The following is a 14,754-nucleotide window of genomic DNA, read 5'->3' as shown; positions in this document are numbered from 1 at the left end:
ATCCCGGCGCAGGCCGGGACCCAGTGGCATTCGTTTTCAGCTCTCGCCATAGAGCTGACGTTTGCACGCTCTCGCGACAACCGATCACAAAGCCACTGGGTTCCGGCCTGCGCCGGAATGACGAGTAGGAAGGTTTTTCGTGGCTCCCTGGAATCGTTCCTGCAAAGATCAGGTATTTGGGTTTCTTGAATCGTGCTCGAACTGTCCGGACACGAGCCACAGCGTCCGCGGACACCAAACTTACACCGGCGCCTGCGAGCAAGAATGGCTTGGCAACGCGATTTGTCGATGCCTTTAAACCCTGGCACGCCATTTGCCATCTATCCCTCGAAGACTTCATTCCTAACCCTGTGGAGAACGACCATGAACTTCGAAACCCTGATGCTGAAGAGCCTTTTCGCCGCCTCCCTGCTGGTCTGCGCATTGACGCTCGGCGCCATGATCGCCTCGCATGCAACGGCACCGACCATCGCTACCCAGCACGCACCGGTCGCGACCGCGGCAGGTTAAGCGGGGGGATTCAGGCAATCGGGCTGTCCGTCGACTGCGAGAGCGCTTCGAAACGATCGATATCGATGCGCATGTCATCCAGCTTCTGCTTTACCAGGCCCACTGCATCGGAGCCCAATAGCAGATGCATCGGCGGATGCTCCATCTCGATCAACGACAATAACGCCTGCGCTGCACGCGCCGGATCGCCCAGTTGCCTGCCACTTTTCGCAACGCGAGCATCGCGGATCGGATTGAACAACGCGTCGTAGTCGCCAATGCTGCGTTCCGCCCGCACCATCGAACGCCCGGCCCAGTCTGTACGGAAAGAGCCGGGCGCAACCGCCGTGACCTTCACGTCGAACGGCGCCACTTCCTTGGCTAGCACTTCGGAAATCCCTTCCAGGGCAAATTTGCTGCCGCAGTAATAGGCGATACCGGGCATGGTGATAAAGCCGCCCATCGAAGTGATGTTGACGATATGGCCGCGGCGGCGCTCGCGCATGCCCGGGAGCACCGCTTTGATCATGGCGACCGCGGCAAACACATTGACTTCGAACTGACGACGCATCTCGTCCAGCGGCGATTCTTCGAGTATGCCTTCGTGGCCGTAACCGGCATTGTTGACCAGCACATCGATCGGCCCCGCCAGTTGTTCGGCCTTGGCGACAACCTCCGGAATCGCGGCGTTGTCGGTAACGTCCAGCACGAAAGCATGAGCGCCTTCGGCCAACGCGGAAAAGTCAGCTGCCGCATCGCTATGGCGAACCGTGCCGATCACCCGATGTCCGGCGGCTAACGCCGCCAGCGCAAAGGCGCGGCCGAAGCCCGAGCTCACGCCGGTAATGAAAAGTGTCTTTGCCATGCTGCACCGTTTCGATTGGGGGGTGTAAAAGTGTGGCGCGCCGCAGTCCATCGGTCCAATATATGGAATATTCCAAATCGATTGGTTTAACCACTAGCCATGGAATTGCGTCACCTGCGCTATTTCCTCGCCGTTGCCGAGGAGCTGAATTTCACGCGTGCCGCTGCGCGCGTCGGTATCGGCCAACCGCCGCTGAGCCAGCAGATCCGTAGCCTTGAAGACGAGTTGGGCACGCCACTGTTTCGACGCACGCCGGTGGGGGCGGAGCTGACGGAGGCGGGCAAGGCCTTTTTGCCTGAAGCACGCGCCATACTCCTGCGCGCCGACCATGCCGCCGAAGCGGCGCGCCGGGCCGGGCGCGGCGAGCTGGGCAGCATCCGGATCGGCTTTACCGCATCGGCGGCCTATCTCGATGCCGTACCCCGATCGATACGATGGTTTACGCGCACCTATGCCGATATCGAAACCTCGCTCGTTGAGGCGGGTACGTCGACTCTATTGGAGCAACTTCGGGACGATCGGCTCGATGTCGCCTTCATACGACTGGGGCGACATGATCCGGAGCATGTGTCGATCCTGTCGCTCGGCGCGGAAAACATGAGCGTGGTCGTGCCGGAAGGACACGCATTGGCCAAGGCAAAAACGATCGCGCTCGGTGCACTGGCGGGCGAGCGTATGGTGCTGTTTCCGCGCGATGCGGGCCCCAGCCTGCATGACGAAATCATCGCCGCGTGCTGGCAGGCCGGCTTTGAACCATCGTTTGGGCAGGTAGCACCGCAATTTTCCTCCGCGATCAACCTGGTCGCTGCCGGCATGGGGGTATCGCTGGTGCCCAAATCCATGGCGCGCGTCCAGGTGCGCGGCGTGCGTTATCTCGCTATCCAGAAGGGCGCGCCCGTGATCAGGCTCGCCCTGGCCACGCCAGCGGCTGGCAACACGCGGGTCGTCGATCATTTCGTGGCATCGGTACGACGTATAATAGGCTGATGTCGCACACCCATCCCCCCGTCGTTTCCTCGTTGCTCGAACCCGTGCAACGAGAAGGTTTCTGTTTTGCCACCTCGGACACAATGCGCCCCTTGCTTGAAGCGGCGGGCGGTCTGGCGGACTGGAGCGCATTCGCCGATAGCTGGAATCGACTCGAGCCCGATCCCTATATCGCGGCGACCGGCCGCAGCCGACGTCGGCGACATGCCACCTTTTCCGCCGACGCCAACGGCGTAAAGGCCGAACCCCATCAGGCGCATTTCCAGTCGCTGCAGTACAACACGCTGCAAGGCAATATCCAGCGCTGGTTCGAACCGGTCGAACCGGCCACCGCAGCCAGTCAAAGCCTGCATACCATCCTTGCGTTCTGCCACCGCTTCTTCGGTGCATTGGCACCGGAACAGCTGCATTGGCACGTGGAGCTGCATCAGTTCCGTATCGAAGCGAGCGCCGATGCCGCGGGCGAGCCCACGCCTGAGGGCAGTCATCGCGATGGCGTGGATTTTGTCCTGGTGCTGCTGGTCGACCGCGAAAATATCGCCAGCGGCTCGACCAGCATCCATGCTCCCGATGGCAAACCGCTGGGCGAGTTCACCTTGACGCATGCACTGGACTCGGCGCTGATTCACGACCCACGTGTATTTCACGGCGTAACGCCGGTGAATCCGATCGATCCGAAGAAAGCATCGCACCGCGATGTACTCGTGGTTACATTCCGCGCGAAATAACCCAGGTGCGAGATGGCCTACCGCCAAAGTCGTATCGCCTGCGCTGGGTATCGCGCGCATAGTCGTGTGCTTGCAGTTCGCCATCGCGGATGTTTCGGCATGGCTTGTAGCACCTCGATCGCGGCGCAATACTCGCAATTCGGCCGGCTCCCGTGCCGGCCATCAACCCGCCGGAGACACGACTCATGATGGATTGGATGGAATATCGCAAAGAGCTGGTAGGCCGCATCGGCGAACTGGGCAAGCTGACGCCTGGAACGCTCAAGGGTTACCAGGAGCTTTCCAGCGCCGGTGAAAAGACCGGGCATCTGGATGCCAAGACGCGCGAGCTGATTTCACTGGCAGTGGCCGTCACCACACGTTGTGACGGCTGCATCACCGTGCATACCGGCGAAGCGCTCAAGCACGGCGCCACGCGCGAAGAGATTTCCGAAGCACTGGGCGTGGCGATCGCGATGAATGCCGGCGCAGCCCTGGTGTATTCCGCGCGCGTCATGGATGCGGTGAGCCAGCACAGTGCAGCCAAAGGCGGCTGACGCTTGATCGATACGGGCGTGTATAGCGGGCGCGGCCATTATGCGGCGCCCTTGCACCAGCCTGTCGTAAAAACGTCACCGTACGCTACGCAAAAACAGACGAAAGCCAACGGCAGTTAACCGGCTTGGCCGCCAAATCGCCTCCGGCTGATGCTATCGACAACCGAACCGTGTCATATGCGTTTGAGCTGGCACCCCCGCCAGAATAAAACGCTGGGCAGTTATGTCGGTAAAACAGACGCTGTCATTTTCGCGGCTCCAGGCGCTTCCCCCGGCGCTTCGCGATGACAACTCAAATGCAGGCACCTTGCCGCCTGCCGAAAAGACCGGCGAATCCTGGCTATCGGGCGATCTCGTCTGGATGCTGGCAGTGGTCGGTATCGGCCTATTGCTGCGCTTGATCCATATCGGCCATCAACCGTTCTGGCTGGATGAGGCGCTGACCTTCCAGCGCATTCATCTGGATCTGCCCGACCTGGTCAACGACAGTTTCGCCAACCGGCACATGCCGAGCTATTTCCTGCTGCTGCAGCTGCTGGTGCCCTATGCCCCGGGCGCTGCGTTGCTGCGCATTCCCTCGGCGCTGCTGGGCGCGATGTCGATCGGGATGGTGTTCGCGATCGCTCGACGCGTCGGCGGCCGGAACGCCGGGCTCATCGCCGGGCTGCTGATGGCGTTCTCGCCGTTGCAGGTGCAGTACGGGCAGGAGGCCCGCTCCTACACGCTGGTGACACTATTGATCACCACCGCGCTGTGGGGCCTGGTGCGCCTTGCCCAGGATGCTCAACGCGCTTCGCTGGGAGTCCGGCAACGCGGTTTCGACATATGGGGCTGGGCCTGTTATCTGCTGGGCACGATCGGCGCACTGGATGTGTTGGGCGACGCCGCGCCCTGGCTGCTGGCTTCGAACCTGTCGCTATGGCTGGTCTGGTATCACTTGCGACAGGACACTGAAGCGCGCCGCGGATTTCAGCGCAACTGGATCATCAGCCAGGCCGTCGTGCTGGTCTGCTGTGTACCGTTCTACGGCGCGATCGTGTTGGCCAACGGCAGCCACATGCTGCAGAACTTCAACTGGATTCCGCAGCTCAGCTGGCGAAACATCTGGATCGCCGCCAAGAGCGTCTACCTGATGCGCATGGCCACCGTGGTGCAGTTCGGCTTGATGCCCACCGCTGTACCCTTGCTCGGCCCGCTGGTCGCCTTGCTCGGAGTCATTGGCGTTTATCGCGTGCGTGGACGCCTCGATGGCCGCGTACTGTTGCTCGGCTTTCTCACCTTGCCGTTGTTGTTGCTGGCGGTGTCGCTCTTCAAATCGATGCTGCTGCCGCGCTATATCCTGTGGAGTGCGGCCCCTTTCTTCGTGTTGGCCGGCCTGGGGGCTGCAGCCTTGCCCCGACGCGCTATGCCCATGCTGGTGACGATCCTGCTCCTGGTCGGTTCGATCAATCTGGCGCCGGTGTATCGGATCGAGACCAAGCCGCGCTGGGATGTCGCCGCCGCGACGCTGGCCGCGAATGTGCGCCCCGGCGATACCGTGCTGACCTCGGACCCGAACGCTCCGACCATGCTCTCGGTGCTGCAACCGAAGAACCAGCAACCGATCGACGGCAAGGCACTGGTCACCCAGGACCTGGACGTCGCCCTGGCACGCTGGAAGCAAGGCAGCCGGGTATGGGCAGTCAATGGACGATCGGCGATGGGCGAACGCGAAGACGTGGATACGTTCAAGAACACGCTGGCCGCACTCGGCACGCCTGCAGCGCAGATTCCTCAAGGCAAGGAGATCACGATCCTGATGTTCCAGGCACCCGCTGCAGCGGATTGATAGCTGCGTCCGACCGCCGGCTTCGTTGGCTAACAGTCCGAACCGTGGTCGTTGATGACGATCGCCTGCCCGAAAACATCGACAAGCTTCGCCTCGTGCTGTTGCAGCCAGATGAGTGCCTTGGGATCGAAAGCCTCGCTCTGCAATAACGTGATCGGTGCCGTCTGGCCGCTCAGCCGTGCATCGAGCGCGACCCAACCTTTGCCTTTTGCCGGATGCATCAGATCGATGGAGAGATCGATCAGCCTGTCGCGCGGGAGCACGACAGCCATGCCCTTGTGCCACAAGCCGCAGCTGTTCGATGCCTCGTCCGACCAGCCGATCAGGTGCCACAACTTGCTGTGGACGATATGAAAAACCACGCCCATCGGCAGCGGGATATCGCGCTCGGCCGAAGGGCCCAGCGCCAGTGGAAGCGCAACGTTTTCCTCGATGGTCTTGATCCGTGGCATCCGGGCGCTTCGTTGTGATCCTGTAACGGCGATCATAGCGAGTGGTCGCTGATAAATGCTTACGGTAGAGTTCACGCTGTATGCTCAACGCTCCCCGCCAGCCACCCGCCCTCCTCCTCACCGCGTCTTCACATGTAGCGGGAGGTAGCGTTGTCCGCGGCTGATGCGACGCAGCTCGCATTTGCGCTGGAGCATGTGAGCAAGCGCTACGGCGATATCGTCGCGCTCGACGATGTCGACCTGGCCTTTACCCATGGCAGCACGACGGCATTGATCGGCAGCAGCGGCTCCGGCAAGTCAACCGTACTGCGCCTGCTGCTGGGCCTGGATTGGCCCGATCACGGCACCATCAAGACCGATGGCCGCGTGCTCGAACGGACGCACGTGCTGCAATTGCGCCAGCGTGTCGGCTACGTGATCCAGGATGGCGGCCTGTTTCCGCATCTCACCGGCCTGGGCAATCTCGCGCTGCAACCGCGTTATCTCGGCTGGGACATGAAGCGTGTGCGCGAACGCGCGGAAGAACTCGCCGTATTGACCGATCTCCCGCCTGACGTATTAGACCGCTACCCGGCCGAACTCTCCGGTGGCCAACGGCAACGCGTTGCCTTGATGCGTGGCTTGATGCTCAACCCCGATGCCTTGCTGCTCGATGAGCCCCTGGGTGCGCTCGATCCGATCGTTCGTCACGAACTGCAGGATGAACTCAAACGCATCTTCGACCAGCTCGGCAAGACGGTGATCGTCGTCACGCACGACCTGGCCGAGGCCGCGTGGTTTGCACAACGACTGGTGCTGATCAGCGAAGGCAAGGTCGTGCAGGACGGCCGGTTGGACGATCTGCGCCAACGTCCGGCGAACGATTTCGTACGACGCTTCGTTGCGGCCCAACGCCGCCTGCCCGAGTCGTCGACATGAAGCGTCTGTTGATCCTGCTTGCGCTGCTGCCGGCCCTGGCCTGGGCAACGCCGGTGCGTATCGGCTCCAAGCAATTCACCGAATCGGTGGTGCTTGGCGAAGTGGCGCGACTGGACGCGCAGCAAGCCGGCGTGGATACCACGCATCAGCGCGAGCTCGGTGGCACGCGCATCTTGTGGAGCGCGTTGCAGCACGGCGATATCGACGCGTACCCCGAATACACCGGCACGCTGACCCAGGAGCTGTTGAAAAACGTGGCGCCGAATGCGGATATCGCCACGCTGCGCGAAAAGCTCAAACCGCTGGGCATCGGTATCACCGATTCACTGGGCTTCAGCGATACCTATGCCGTCGGCATGCTGGAAACTACGGCCGCCAAACTCGGTATCGCGCGTCTCTCCGACCTGACAAAACACCCCGAGCTGCGCTTCGGATTCTCCAACGAGTTCATGGATCGCCAGGATGGTTGGCCGGGCATTCGCGCGAGTTACGCCTTACCGCAAACGCAGGTGCGCGGCCTCGACCACACCTTGTCGTACCGTGCCGTCGCCGACCATGCCGTCGATGCGATCGACCTTTACAGCACGGACGCGGAAATTCCTTACTACCACCTGCGCGTGCTCGAAGACGACCGCCAGTACTTTCCGCGCTACGACGCCGTGTTCCTTTATCGTCTGCCGCTGGAGCAAAGCGCACCCGACTTTGTCGATGTCCTGCGCCGGCTTGCCGGGCGCATCGACGTCAAGACCATGCAGCAGATGAACGCCGAGGTAAAACTCAAAGGCGCGAAGGAAACGGATGTCGCCGCGCGCTTTCTTGGCGTGCGTGCCGACGACGATCGAGCCGGCCTCGCAACCCGTCTGCTTCAGCGCACCGTCGAGCATGTGAAGCTGGTGGCTCTTTCGCTCGGCATGGCGCTGTTGCTGGCTATTCCACTGGGTATCCTGGCCGCGCGATGGACACGCCTGGGGCAATTGGTGATCGCGCTCACCGGCGTGTTGCAGACCATCCCTTCGCTGGCGATGTTCGTCTTCATGATTCCGTTGTTCGGCATCGGTACCTGGCCGGCGATCGCGGCACTCTTTCTCTATAGCCTGCTGCCGATCGTGCGCAACACGCATGCCGGATTGATCGGCATTCCCCACGAGCTGCGCGAATCGGCCGCGGCGCTGGGCCTGTCCAGCGCGGCGAGGTTGCGCCATGTGGAATTGCCCATGGCGATGCGTTCGATTCTGGCCGGCATCAAGACGGCTGCCGTGATCAATGTCGGTACCGCCACACTGGCCGCGCTTATCGGCGCCGGTGGTTACGGCCAACCGATACTCACCGGTATCCGCCTCGACAATGTCGCTTTGATCCTGGAAGGCGCGGTGCCTTCGGCGGTGCTTGCCTTGCTGGTGCAGGGGCTTTTTGAGGGCGTAGAGCGCTGGCTTACGCCGCGCGGCTTGAGAATCCAGGCACGGCAATAGTTCGCCACTGTCGCCTATCCAAAAGACAGTCCGGCTATCTTGCCTTCATCGTCCAGACCCACGCCAAACTTCAGCAGGCTTCCCGGACCGAACTGGATCACGTAATCGAACCAGCGGCGACCTGGCGTTGCACGCCGTCCCTTGAAGGTGAAGACGGTTGGTTGGCCGTAAGGTGCATAGGCATCCGCTAATCGCTTGGCCAACCCATCTTTCATCTTGGCGTCGAGTTTGGCTCCCAACAGGTTCGAATCTTCCTTTCCCGTTTGAATCTGCATAAAGAGCGCGCGCACTCGCACGCTGACCGCAGTATCTTCGCCTGCAGCCGGATGAAGCCCGGCAGCGGCGATGTCTGGATAGAGATCATTGAATATTGCTGTGGTGAGCATTTCACCTGGTTCGGGATTGGCACGGCAATTGGTAAAAGCGATGATCCGCACCCCCTGCTTGGGGAAATATTCATTCGCCGTGGTAAAGCCAGCCGAACCACCGGTATGTCCTATTCGTGGTTGGTCCTCCACGTGATCTACAAACAGGCCCAAACCATACTCGGCATCACCTTGTCCGGTGATTACCGAGGTGCTCATCAGCGCATAGCTTTGCAGCGAGATGACCTTGCCAGTCGTCAGCGCGTCGTTCCACCTTTGAAGATCTCTTACAGTCGATACGATGCTACCGGCAGACGATGCATAGCTCTCGTCCCATGGCGTAATTGGCTGGATTTTTCCATCGATCATCGTATAGCCGAGCGCCATATTCGGCAGGCGGCTTTCGTCACTGACGGTAAAGGTCTCGCGCATGGCCAGCGGCTGAAAAATATGCGTCTGCAGATAGTGACGATAGGTCTCGTGAGATACCGCCTCGATCACACGCCCCAGCAAGAGATAGCCGGAATTGTTGTAGGACCATTGGCTGCCTGGCGCGAATACCAGCGGCTTGCCGTCGATACGCTGCATGATCTGCGCGAAAGCGGTCGGCTTTCGCGCCGCCACCTCGATATCCGGCCCATCCAGGTACTCGGGCAGCCCACTGGTATGCGACAACATCTGCTTCAGAGTAATCTCGTCAGCATGCGGGACCTTAGGCAGGTATACCGACAATCGGTCATCGATACGGAGCTTGCCCGCTTCCTGCAGTTGTAGAATCGCGGCTGCGGTGAACTGCTTGGTAATCGAGCCGATTTCGAAATGCGTATCGATACCGACAGGCAGTTTGTTGCCGATGTCACGCTGTCCGTATGCTTCTTCAAAAATGGTCGTGCCACCGGCGACAACCAGCACGACTGCTCCTGGCGTATGCGTTCGATCGAGTACGGCATGCACGTCATCGCGAATGTGCTTGGCGGTTGCCGCATCGACGGATGTCCCGGCGGTGGCTCCAAGCGATAGCAAAAACAGGATGCCGCCTATCATTCCCACGCTCCGCACATACGCCCACCACAGAAAAAACGGTCCAAGCTCCCTCTCCTTTCGACTGCACCTGGCGCAAGTCTACGCAAGGGCGTACCGGCACAGAAGGCACTTTTAGCCTGGCTAAGCTGTGCCTTAGCAAAACGAGGATCGCGCAGCCGGCTAGCGGCGACAGCTCATCGGAAGATACGCTGCGCAAAATGTCTGAGCGGCCAGGTTGCAACCGTAGGATACTGCGATCGATTCGCCGGTCCTGACATATGCTCGGTAAAACCTGGCGGCTCCAGGTTTTGCCACACGCCAACACGTAGGAAGGGTATGAGCGCAGTATTGACCATCGCGATGGCTCTGACCGGGGCGGCCACGACCGCGCAGACCGTACCCACCCAGTACGCCGCGGGCCACTTCTACGCGACGCCGCAAACGGCCTCCGGTCAGACCCTGCGCCTGATTGTCGACACCGGCGGTGGCGGCACCGCCAATCTCTACTGGTTCACCGAAGCCACGGCACAGAAGCTCCACCTGGTTCCGGCGGGCTGCAAACTGGATGGGCATGCGGTCAAGGCGGTGACGGCGCCGGTCTATCAGAAACAGGCTGCCTTGCCGCCTGCGCTCGGGCCGTGCGCGGGCAAGGTGCTGGTCAATGCAGAGAGCTTTTCATACGACGGCCAGTTGGGGGCAAGCTATCTCGGCACCCGGGTGTGGACGTTCGACTATCCGCATCAGCTACTGCGTGCCGAAGGCAGTGCATGGCGGCATGACGTGACCGCCAAGCCAGCCAATCTCGGTTTCCAGAAAGACGATACCGGCGGCGTCACGCAGTATTTCCCACGCATCGTGATGCGCGTCGACGGTATCCCGATCAACATGCTGCTCGATACCGGCGCCACCGCGCACCCGACTGCAGCCGGCAAGGCTGCGGCAGGCACCGAGACCGAAGCGGACGGCATGGGCGTGACCAGTTACATCACCACGCGCATGTTCGATATCTGGCACAAGAAGCACCCGGATTGGCGAGTCGTCGAAAACGGTGACGACCTGCTGGGAGAGCAATTCAGTGCGCGCCTGATCGAAGTACCCAAGGTGCAGATCGCCGGCTGGACCGTCGGCCCCATCTGGTTTACCGAACGGCCCAACAGGGCGTTTCACAAGATGATGGCGCGGATCATGGACGAGACACCCGAGGGAGCGGTGGGCGGCAATGTGCTGAGCCACTTTTCCATCACTATCGACTACCCCAAGGCCAAAGCCTGGTTTACCTGTGCCCAGGGCTGCGTCGCTGCAGCCCCGGTCACCAAGTAACCCTAGCTTCCCTTACCCGACGCGGATGTCGAGCGCGACATCTGCGGCATCGTCGCCTCGACTTCGCTCGACAGGATGCGTTTTGTCGTCCAGCGTCGGAACGTATCGATCGGGCAAGGCGTCGTAGCGTGACAGTCGCCGAATGCGACCGGCATGTCGACTACAGCGCCCGCATGGCTGACGTCTGCATCGCGCAATGCACCCAGCATGGGCAACAAGGCATGGACGCGCACGGCGTAACGGCCCTGCTTTTCCAAGAGATCGAAGACCAGCGCTCCGCCAGGTGGATAGTCGTCCGGCTGGGTGGCGCTATGCCATTGCGTACCGAGCAGGCCACCGATCTGCGCAAGATTGGTGTCGTGGCCGATCAGGAACACGACGCGCGCACCGTCGTCGCTCAAGGGTTCGACGTCGCCATGCTTTCCGCTGGCGGCATCCAGTGAAGCGACGATATGCGCAAGCAGATTGGATGCACTCTTCTGCGCCAACGGCAACGGCTTCTTGCTTTGCGCGAACTGCAGGTTATGCAACTCGATCAATCGACCGATCGTCGCCGCATCGCCCTTGCCCCAGGCCACCTGTGCGAGCGGCATGCCTTGCGCATATTCCAGCATCAGGTTCTCGCTGAGCGAACCGGCGGTCTTCATCGCCTTGGCCAGACCGCCAGCCGCGTCGTCGAGCAACAGCTTCCTGCCATCGGCCTGAGCCGCCCTGCGGCAGTCATCGCCGCTGCAGCCGAGCAGGATGCCCTGCAACAGGCTCAACGCTGCCGGCGGCTTGCCGGCGACCTGCGCATCATCGGCATCGTCGTTGTCCTTGGACTGATAGTGGAACAGGCGATTGTTTTCTCCGGAGGGCCGGGCATAAAAACTTAGCCCACAGTCCGCGCCCAACCCTTTGTTCAACGCTGTCGCGCTGTCGCGATTGCGCGGCGTGCTATCGGCGATCACTACGACACGAGATGCCTGCGCACAATCGCCGCTCCACAAGCCATCGGCACGATAGCGTTCGCGATAGTACTGACCGATCGACTGCATGCCTTGTGCACCATGCTCGGTCAGCACGCCGGGCTCCACTGGCCATGCCGGCCATGCCTCGCGTGAGTACTTACCCAAGGCCTCCGGCGCGCTCGTCGGCGAACGCACGCCATGACGAATCAATACGATCTCGAGCTTGAGCGTGCCGGCGTCTTTGGCGAATACGCTCAACGGCAACGCACAGGCAATTGCCAGCAGCGACAACAACCATCGCCGACGCATTACAGCTTCACCGACAGATCGAGAAACACACCACGGCCCGGCAGACCGAAGAACAACGGCTGGCCGCTGACCGACTGCGCGCCGGCGTAGCTGGTGAGCTTGTGCACGTTGAAGATATTGTTCACGTCCACGCTGATCGAAAAGCCCTTGGTACCCGCCGGACCATGCTCGGTGCGATAACCGATCGCGCCATCGACGCTCATATAGCCGCCAAGGCGCTGGCTGTTGGCAAACACCGTGTCGCCCGCCTTGTCGGTGGTGTTGTCCAGGCCATACTGCTTGCCGACGAACTTGCTCATCAGCGAACCGTAATAGCCTTGTTCGCCGCTATAGAGCAGGCCCAGCGCTGCGGTGACCTTCGGCGTGCCGGCGATCTGCACATCGGTATCGCGGTAGGTCGCCTTGTTATAGCTGGCGTTACCGTACAGGCTCAGCGCATGCGTCAAGGCATAGGTCGCTTCGAACTCCGCGCCCTTGTAGATGGCGCCGCCACCGTTGACGTAGACGCTCTCGTTGCCGTTGTCTGTCGCTACCGTGGTCTCGGCCAACAGGTTGGAGAAGCGGATGTAGTAGACGTCCGCGCCAAAGGTCAAAGCGCGCGAGGCGTACGCGGTACCCAATTGGAAGTTGGTGGTCAGCTCCGGCTTCAGGCTGTGCGAACCGTTGATTTCGATGACATCGATCGGCGGTGCCAGGAAGCCCTTGGCCGCCTGCGCATAGGCACTCCACGAATCGCTGATCTTCTGATGCAGGCTGAGCGACGGCAGTGTCGCGTGATAAGTCGCCTCTGCGTCCGACGGCACCGGCGGCGTGACCTTGTTCAACGTGGCGTCCAGCGTGCGCGTGACTTCCGAATAGCGCACGCCCGGGCTCAAGGTGGTGGTGTCGGTGATCTTCCAGTCGTACTGCACATACGGCTGCAGCGTATCGGTGCGATCATCCAGCATGTAGTTCTGCAGCGGGCCATACTTGGTGCCGGTGAACTGTCCGGTATTCATGTCCAACGGCAGCTGGTAACGCGCATCGAGCGAGCGCTCCAGCCAGACACCGGTACTGAACGTGCCCGGCCCCAGATCGTGTGCCAGGCGCAATACGTCACCGAAGGAATGAAAGCCCGAATCGGCGAGTTTGCCCGGCACGTCGGTCTTTATCGTGGCGACCTTCTTGCCCTTGGCATCGTAGAAGGTCACGCCGTTGTCGGCGGGATTGTTGTCCGAAGCATCGCTGGTCTTGCGCGACCAGTGGTCGAAGGTATTGAGATAGACCTTATTGTCGATATCCCAGTCGCCGAGGCGACTGCTCAGACCCAGATACGTAAAGCTGGAGTAGTACGCCGCATTGTTGTAACCCTGGTACGACTGCACCGCGGGATTATCGGTCAGGCCATAACGCCAGCCGTACTGCGCGATCTCGCCCAGTGTCGCGCCCTGCACGGTGTTCTGGTGCTCGCGATTGTAGCTGGTGACGAAGGTCAGCGCGGTCTGTTCGCCCAGCTGGGTGATCGTCTTGATGAAAATATGCTCGCGACGGTCGTCGGTACCTTTGAGATAGGTATCGCTGGCCTCCTTGGAGATATCGGCAAACAGCTTGGTGTGTGCGCCAATCGCTTCGTCGACATTGACGCCGCCAGCACGCGTATCCCAACTGCCAAGGGTCAGGTAAGGCGTAATACCCGGCTCGTCGCTCGGGTCGCGCGAACGCAAGGCCACCGTGCCGCCGAACGTCGCATTACCGATGGTCGAACCGCCGCCGGGACCGCGATCGATTTCCGCCTGACCCAGCACATGGTTATTGAAGTAAGCCGAGGTCGTGTGATGCAAATCGCTGGCGTCGCCGAACGGGATGCCGTCGAAGGTGATATTGAACTGGCCGTCCTGGAAGCCGCGCAGACTGATGCTTTCGTTCTTGCCCAGACCCGGGCCTTCCGGCGACGACACCGTGACGCTGGGCGCGTACTTGATGATGTCGTCGAAATTGGCATTGAAACGCAGGCCGTCGCGGATGAACCGCTCGTCGATCACCGAGGTGGGCTGAGTCGCATCGAGCGGTGCCGCGCTGGGCGCCAGGGTATCGACGGCGTTGGCACTGACGCTGACCGGTGCCAGGTCCTTCATGCCCCCCGTCGGGTCGATGCTCGGCAGCGGCTTGTCGGCCGGCTTATTGCCGGCCGGTACGTTTCCCACCGTACTCACCGGCACGATGGTGTAGGTGCTGGGCGTAACGGCTCGATAATCCAGCCCCGTACCCTGCAGCAGTCGCTTGAGCTGCTGCTCGGGCGACAGGCCGGCCGGTGCGCCCTTGGAGCGCAGGCTGTCGGGAATCTCGGCGCGATAGACGATCTGCAAGCCGGTCTGTCGCGCAAACATCTCCAGCGCCTGATTGAGCGGCATGGCCCCGATGGCCGCCGTGCTGGTGGCGGCGCTGCTATCGGCGAACGCGAGCACCGGCATGGTGCCAAGCACCAGGGCGATATGCAGAAAAAGCGATTTACGCATGGAGAACGAACCTGTGATGG

General features: G+C 61.3%; 13 protein-coding genes. 8 read left to right on the top strand and 5 right to left on the bottom strand.

From position 1 onward, the window contains the following. Positions 1 to 363 precede the first annotated feature (363 nt). Positions 364 to 510 carry a hypothetical protein gene (locus ACZ6WW_RS18340; RefSeq protein WP_281849690.1) on the top strand — a complete coding sequence of 49 codons (147 nt, stop codon included), beginning with the start codon at positions 364 to 366 and terminating at the stop codon, positions 508 to 510. 10 nt (positions 511 to 520) lie between these two features. Here the strand turns inward: ACZ6WW_RS18340 and ACZ6WW_RS18335 are convergent, their stop codons facing one another. Further along, complete coding sequence (locus ACZ6WW_RS18335) at positions 521 to 1,354, bottom strand: oxidoreductase (RefSeq protein WP_465275459.1); 834 nt, start codon at positions 1,352 to 1,354, stop codon at positions 521 to 523. A gap of 99 nt (positions 1,355 to 1,453) precedes the next feature. On the opposite strand from ACZ6WW_RS18335, the gene ACZ6WW_RS18330 reads away from it, so the two are divergent. From ACZ6WW_RS18330 to ACZ6WW_RS18315, 4 genes are all read left to right on the top strand, one after another. Further along, positions 1,454 to 2,341: a LysR family transcriptional regulator gene (locus tag ACZ6WW_RS18330; protein WP_465275458.1), complete on the top strand. Its 888-nt coding sequence runs from the start codon at positions 1,454 to 1,456 to the stop codon at positions 2,339 to 2,341. Next, positions 2,341 to 3,069, top strand: a complete 729-nt coding sequence (locus tag ACZ6WW_RS18325; protein WP_465275457.1) for a 2OG-Fe dioxygenase family protein — start codon at positions 2,341 to 2,343, stop codon at positions 3,067 to 3,069. The genes ACZ6WW_RS18330 and ACZ6WW_RS18325 overlap by 1 nt, the downstream gene beginning before the upstream one ends. 185 nt (positions 3,070 to 3,254) lie before the next feature. Further along, a complete protein-coding gene (locus tag ACZ6WW_RS18320; RefSeq protein WP_465275456.1) occupies positions 3,255 to 3,605 on the top strand; it encodes a carboxymuconolactone decarboxylase family protein in 351 nt (116 codons plus the stop codon). Positions 3,606 to 3,912: 307 nt separating this feature from the next. Beyond that, positions 3,913 to 5,433, top strand: a complete 1,521-nt coding sequence (locus tag ACZ6WW_RS18315; protein WP_465275455.1) for a glycosyltransferase family 39 protein — start codon at positions 3,913 to 3,915, stop codon at positions 5,431 to 5,433. A gap of 29 nt (positions 5,434 to 5,462) precedes the next feature. Here the strand turns inward: ACZ6WW_RS18315 and ACZ6WW_RS18310 are convergent, their stop codons facing one another. Continuing rightward, positions 5,463 to 5,885, bottom strand: coding sequence for a hypothetical protein (locus tag ACZ6WW_RS18310; protein ID WP_465275454.1), 423 nt, complete (start codon positions 5,883 to 5,885; stop codon positions 5,463 to 5,465). Positions 5,886 to 6,035: 150 nt separating this feature from the next. Here ACZ6WW_RS18310 and ACZ6WW_RS18305 point away from each other — a divergent pair, with 150 nt between their 5' ends. Both ACZ6WW_RS18305 and ACZ6WW_RS18300 read left to right on the top strand, forming a co-directional pair. After that, a complete protein-coding gene (locus ACZ6WW_RS18305; RefSeq protein ID WP_465275453.1) occupies positions 6,036 to 6,803 on the top strand; it encodes an ATP-binding cassette domain-containing protein in 768 nt (255 codons plus the stop codon). Then, positions 6,800 to 8,272, top strand: coding sequence for an ABC transporter permease/substrate-binding protein (locus ACZ6WW_RS18300; protein WP_465275452.1), 1,473 nt, complete (start codon positions 6,800 to 6,802; stop codon positions 8,270 to 8,272). The genes ACZ6WW_RS18305 and ACZ6WW_RS18300 overlap by 4 nt, the downstream gene beginning before the upstream one ends. 14 nt (positions 8,273 to 8,286) lie before the next feature. Here the strand turns inward: ACZ6WW_RS18300 and ACZ6WW_RS18295 are convergent, their stop codons facing one another. Then, the gene (locus tag ACZ6WW_RS18295) at positions 8,287 to 9,681 is read right to left on the bottom strand and encodes a serine hydrolase domain-containing protein (protein WP_465275451.1); all 1,395 of its coding nucleotides are present in this window, start codon (positions 9,679 to 9,681) and stop codon (positions 8,287 to 8,289) included. Between the two features lie 315 nt (positions 9,682 to 9,996). Here ACZ6WW_RS18295 and ACZ6WW_RS18290 point away from each other — a divergent pair, with 315 nt between their 5' ends. Then, positions 9,997 to 10,980, top strand: coding sequence for a hypothetical protein (locus tag ACZ6WW_RS18290; RefSeq protein WP_465275450.1), 984 nt, complete (start codon positions 9,997 to 9,999; stop codon positions 10,978 to 10,980). Between the two features lie 2 nt (positions 10,981 to 10,982). Here ACZ6WW_RS18290 and ACZ6WW_RS18285 read toward each other — a convergent pair whose 3' ends face one another. Together ACZ6WW_RS18285 and ACZ6WW_RS18280 are read right to left on the bottom strand one after the other, a co-directional pair. After that, positions 10,983 to 12,239, bottom strand: coding sequence for a histidine-type phosphatase (locus tag ACZ6WW_RS18285; protein ID WP_465275449.1), 1,257 nt, complete (start codon positions 12,237 to 12,239; stop codon positions 10,983 to 10,985). Beyond that, positions 12,239 to 14,734, bottom strand: a complete 2,496-nt coding sequence (locus tag ACZ6WW_RS18280; protein ID WP_465275448.1) for a TonB-dependent receptor — start codon at positions 14,732 to 14,734, stop codon at positions 12,239 to 12,241. The genes ACZ6WW_RS18285 and ACZ6WW_RS18280 overlap by 1 nt, the downstream gene beginning before the upstream one ends. Positions 14,735 to 14,754: the final 20 nt, after the last annotated feature.

This window comes from Dyella sp. NPDC103356 (assembly GCF_055584465.1).
The sequence above is the reverse complement of the archived record's forward strand: the minus strand, read 5'-3'. Positions and strand labels throughout refer to the sequence as shown.

What these genes read in the sequence shown, in the direction of transcription:
- ACZ6WW_RS18340 (WP_281849690.1), top strand. Translation starts at nt 364, where the DNA reads ATGAACTTCGAAACCCTGATGCTGAAGAGCCTTTTCGCCGCCTCCCTG.
- ACZ6WW_RS18335 (WP_465275459.1), bottom strand. Translation starts at nt 1,354, where the DNA reads ATGGCAAAGACACTTTTCATTACCGGCGTGAGCTCGGGCTTCGGCCGC.
- ACZ6WW_RS18330 (WP_465275458.1), top strand. Translation starts at nt 1,454, where the DNA reads ATGGAATTGCGTCACCTGCGCTATTTCCTCGCCGTTGCCGAGGAGCTG.
- ACZ6WW_RS18325 (WP_465275457.1), top strand. Translation starts at nt 2,341, where the DNA reads ATGTCGCACACCCATCCCCCCGTCGTTTCCTCGTTGCTCGAACCCGTG.
- ACZ6WW_RS18320 (WP_465275456.1), top strand. Translation starts at nt 3,255, where the DNA reads ATGATGGATTGGATGGAATATCGCAAAGAGCTGGTAGGCCGCATCGGC.
- ACZ6WW_RS18310 (WP_465275454.1), bottom strand. Translation starts at nt 5,885, where the DNA reads ATGCCACGGATCAAGACCATCGAGGAAAACGTTGCGCTTCCACTGGCG.
- ACZ6WW_RS18300 (WP_465275452.1), top strand. Translation starts at nt 6,800, where the DNA reads ATGAAGCGTCTGTTGATCCTGCTTGCGCTGCTGCCGGCCCTGGCCTGG.
- ACZ6WW_RS18295 (WP_465275451.1), bottom strand. Translation starts at nt 9,681, where the DNA reads ATGATAGGCGGCATCCTGTTTTTGCTATCGCTTGGAGCCACCGCCGGG.
- ACZ6WW_RS18290 (WP_465275450.1), top strand. Translation starts at nt 9,997, where the DNA reads ATGAGCGCAGTATTGACCATCGCGATGGCTCTGACCGGGGCGGCCACG.
- ACZ6WW_RS18285 (WP_465275449.1), bottom strand. Translation starts at nt 12,239, where the DNA reads ATGCGTCGGCGATGGTTGTTGTCGCTGCTGGCAATTGCCTGTGCGTTG.
- ACZ6WW_RS18280 (WP_465275448.1), bottom strand. Translation starts at nt 14,734, where the DNA reads ATGCGTAAATCGCTTTTTCTGCATATCGCCCTGGTGCTTGGCACCATG.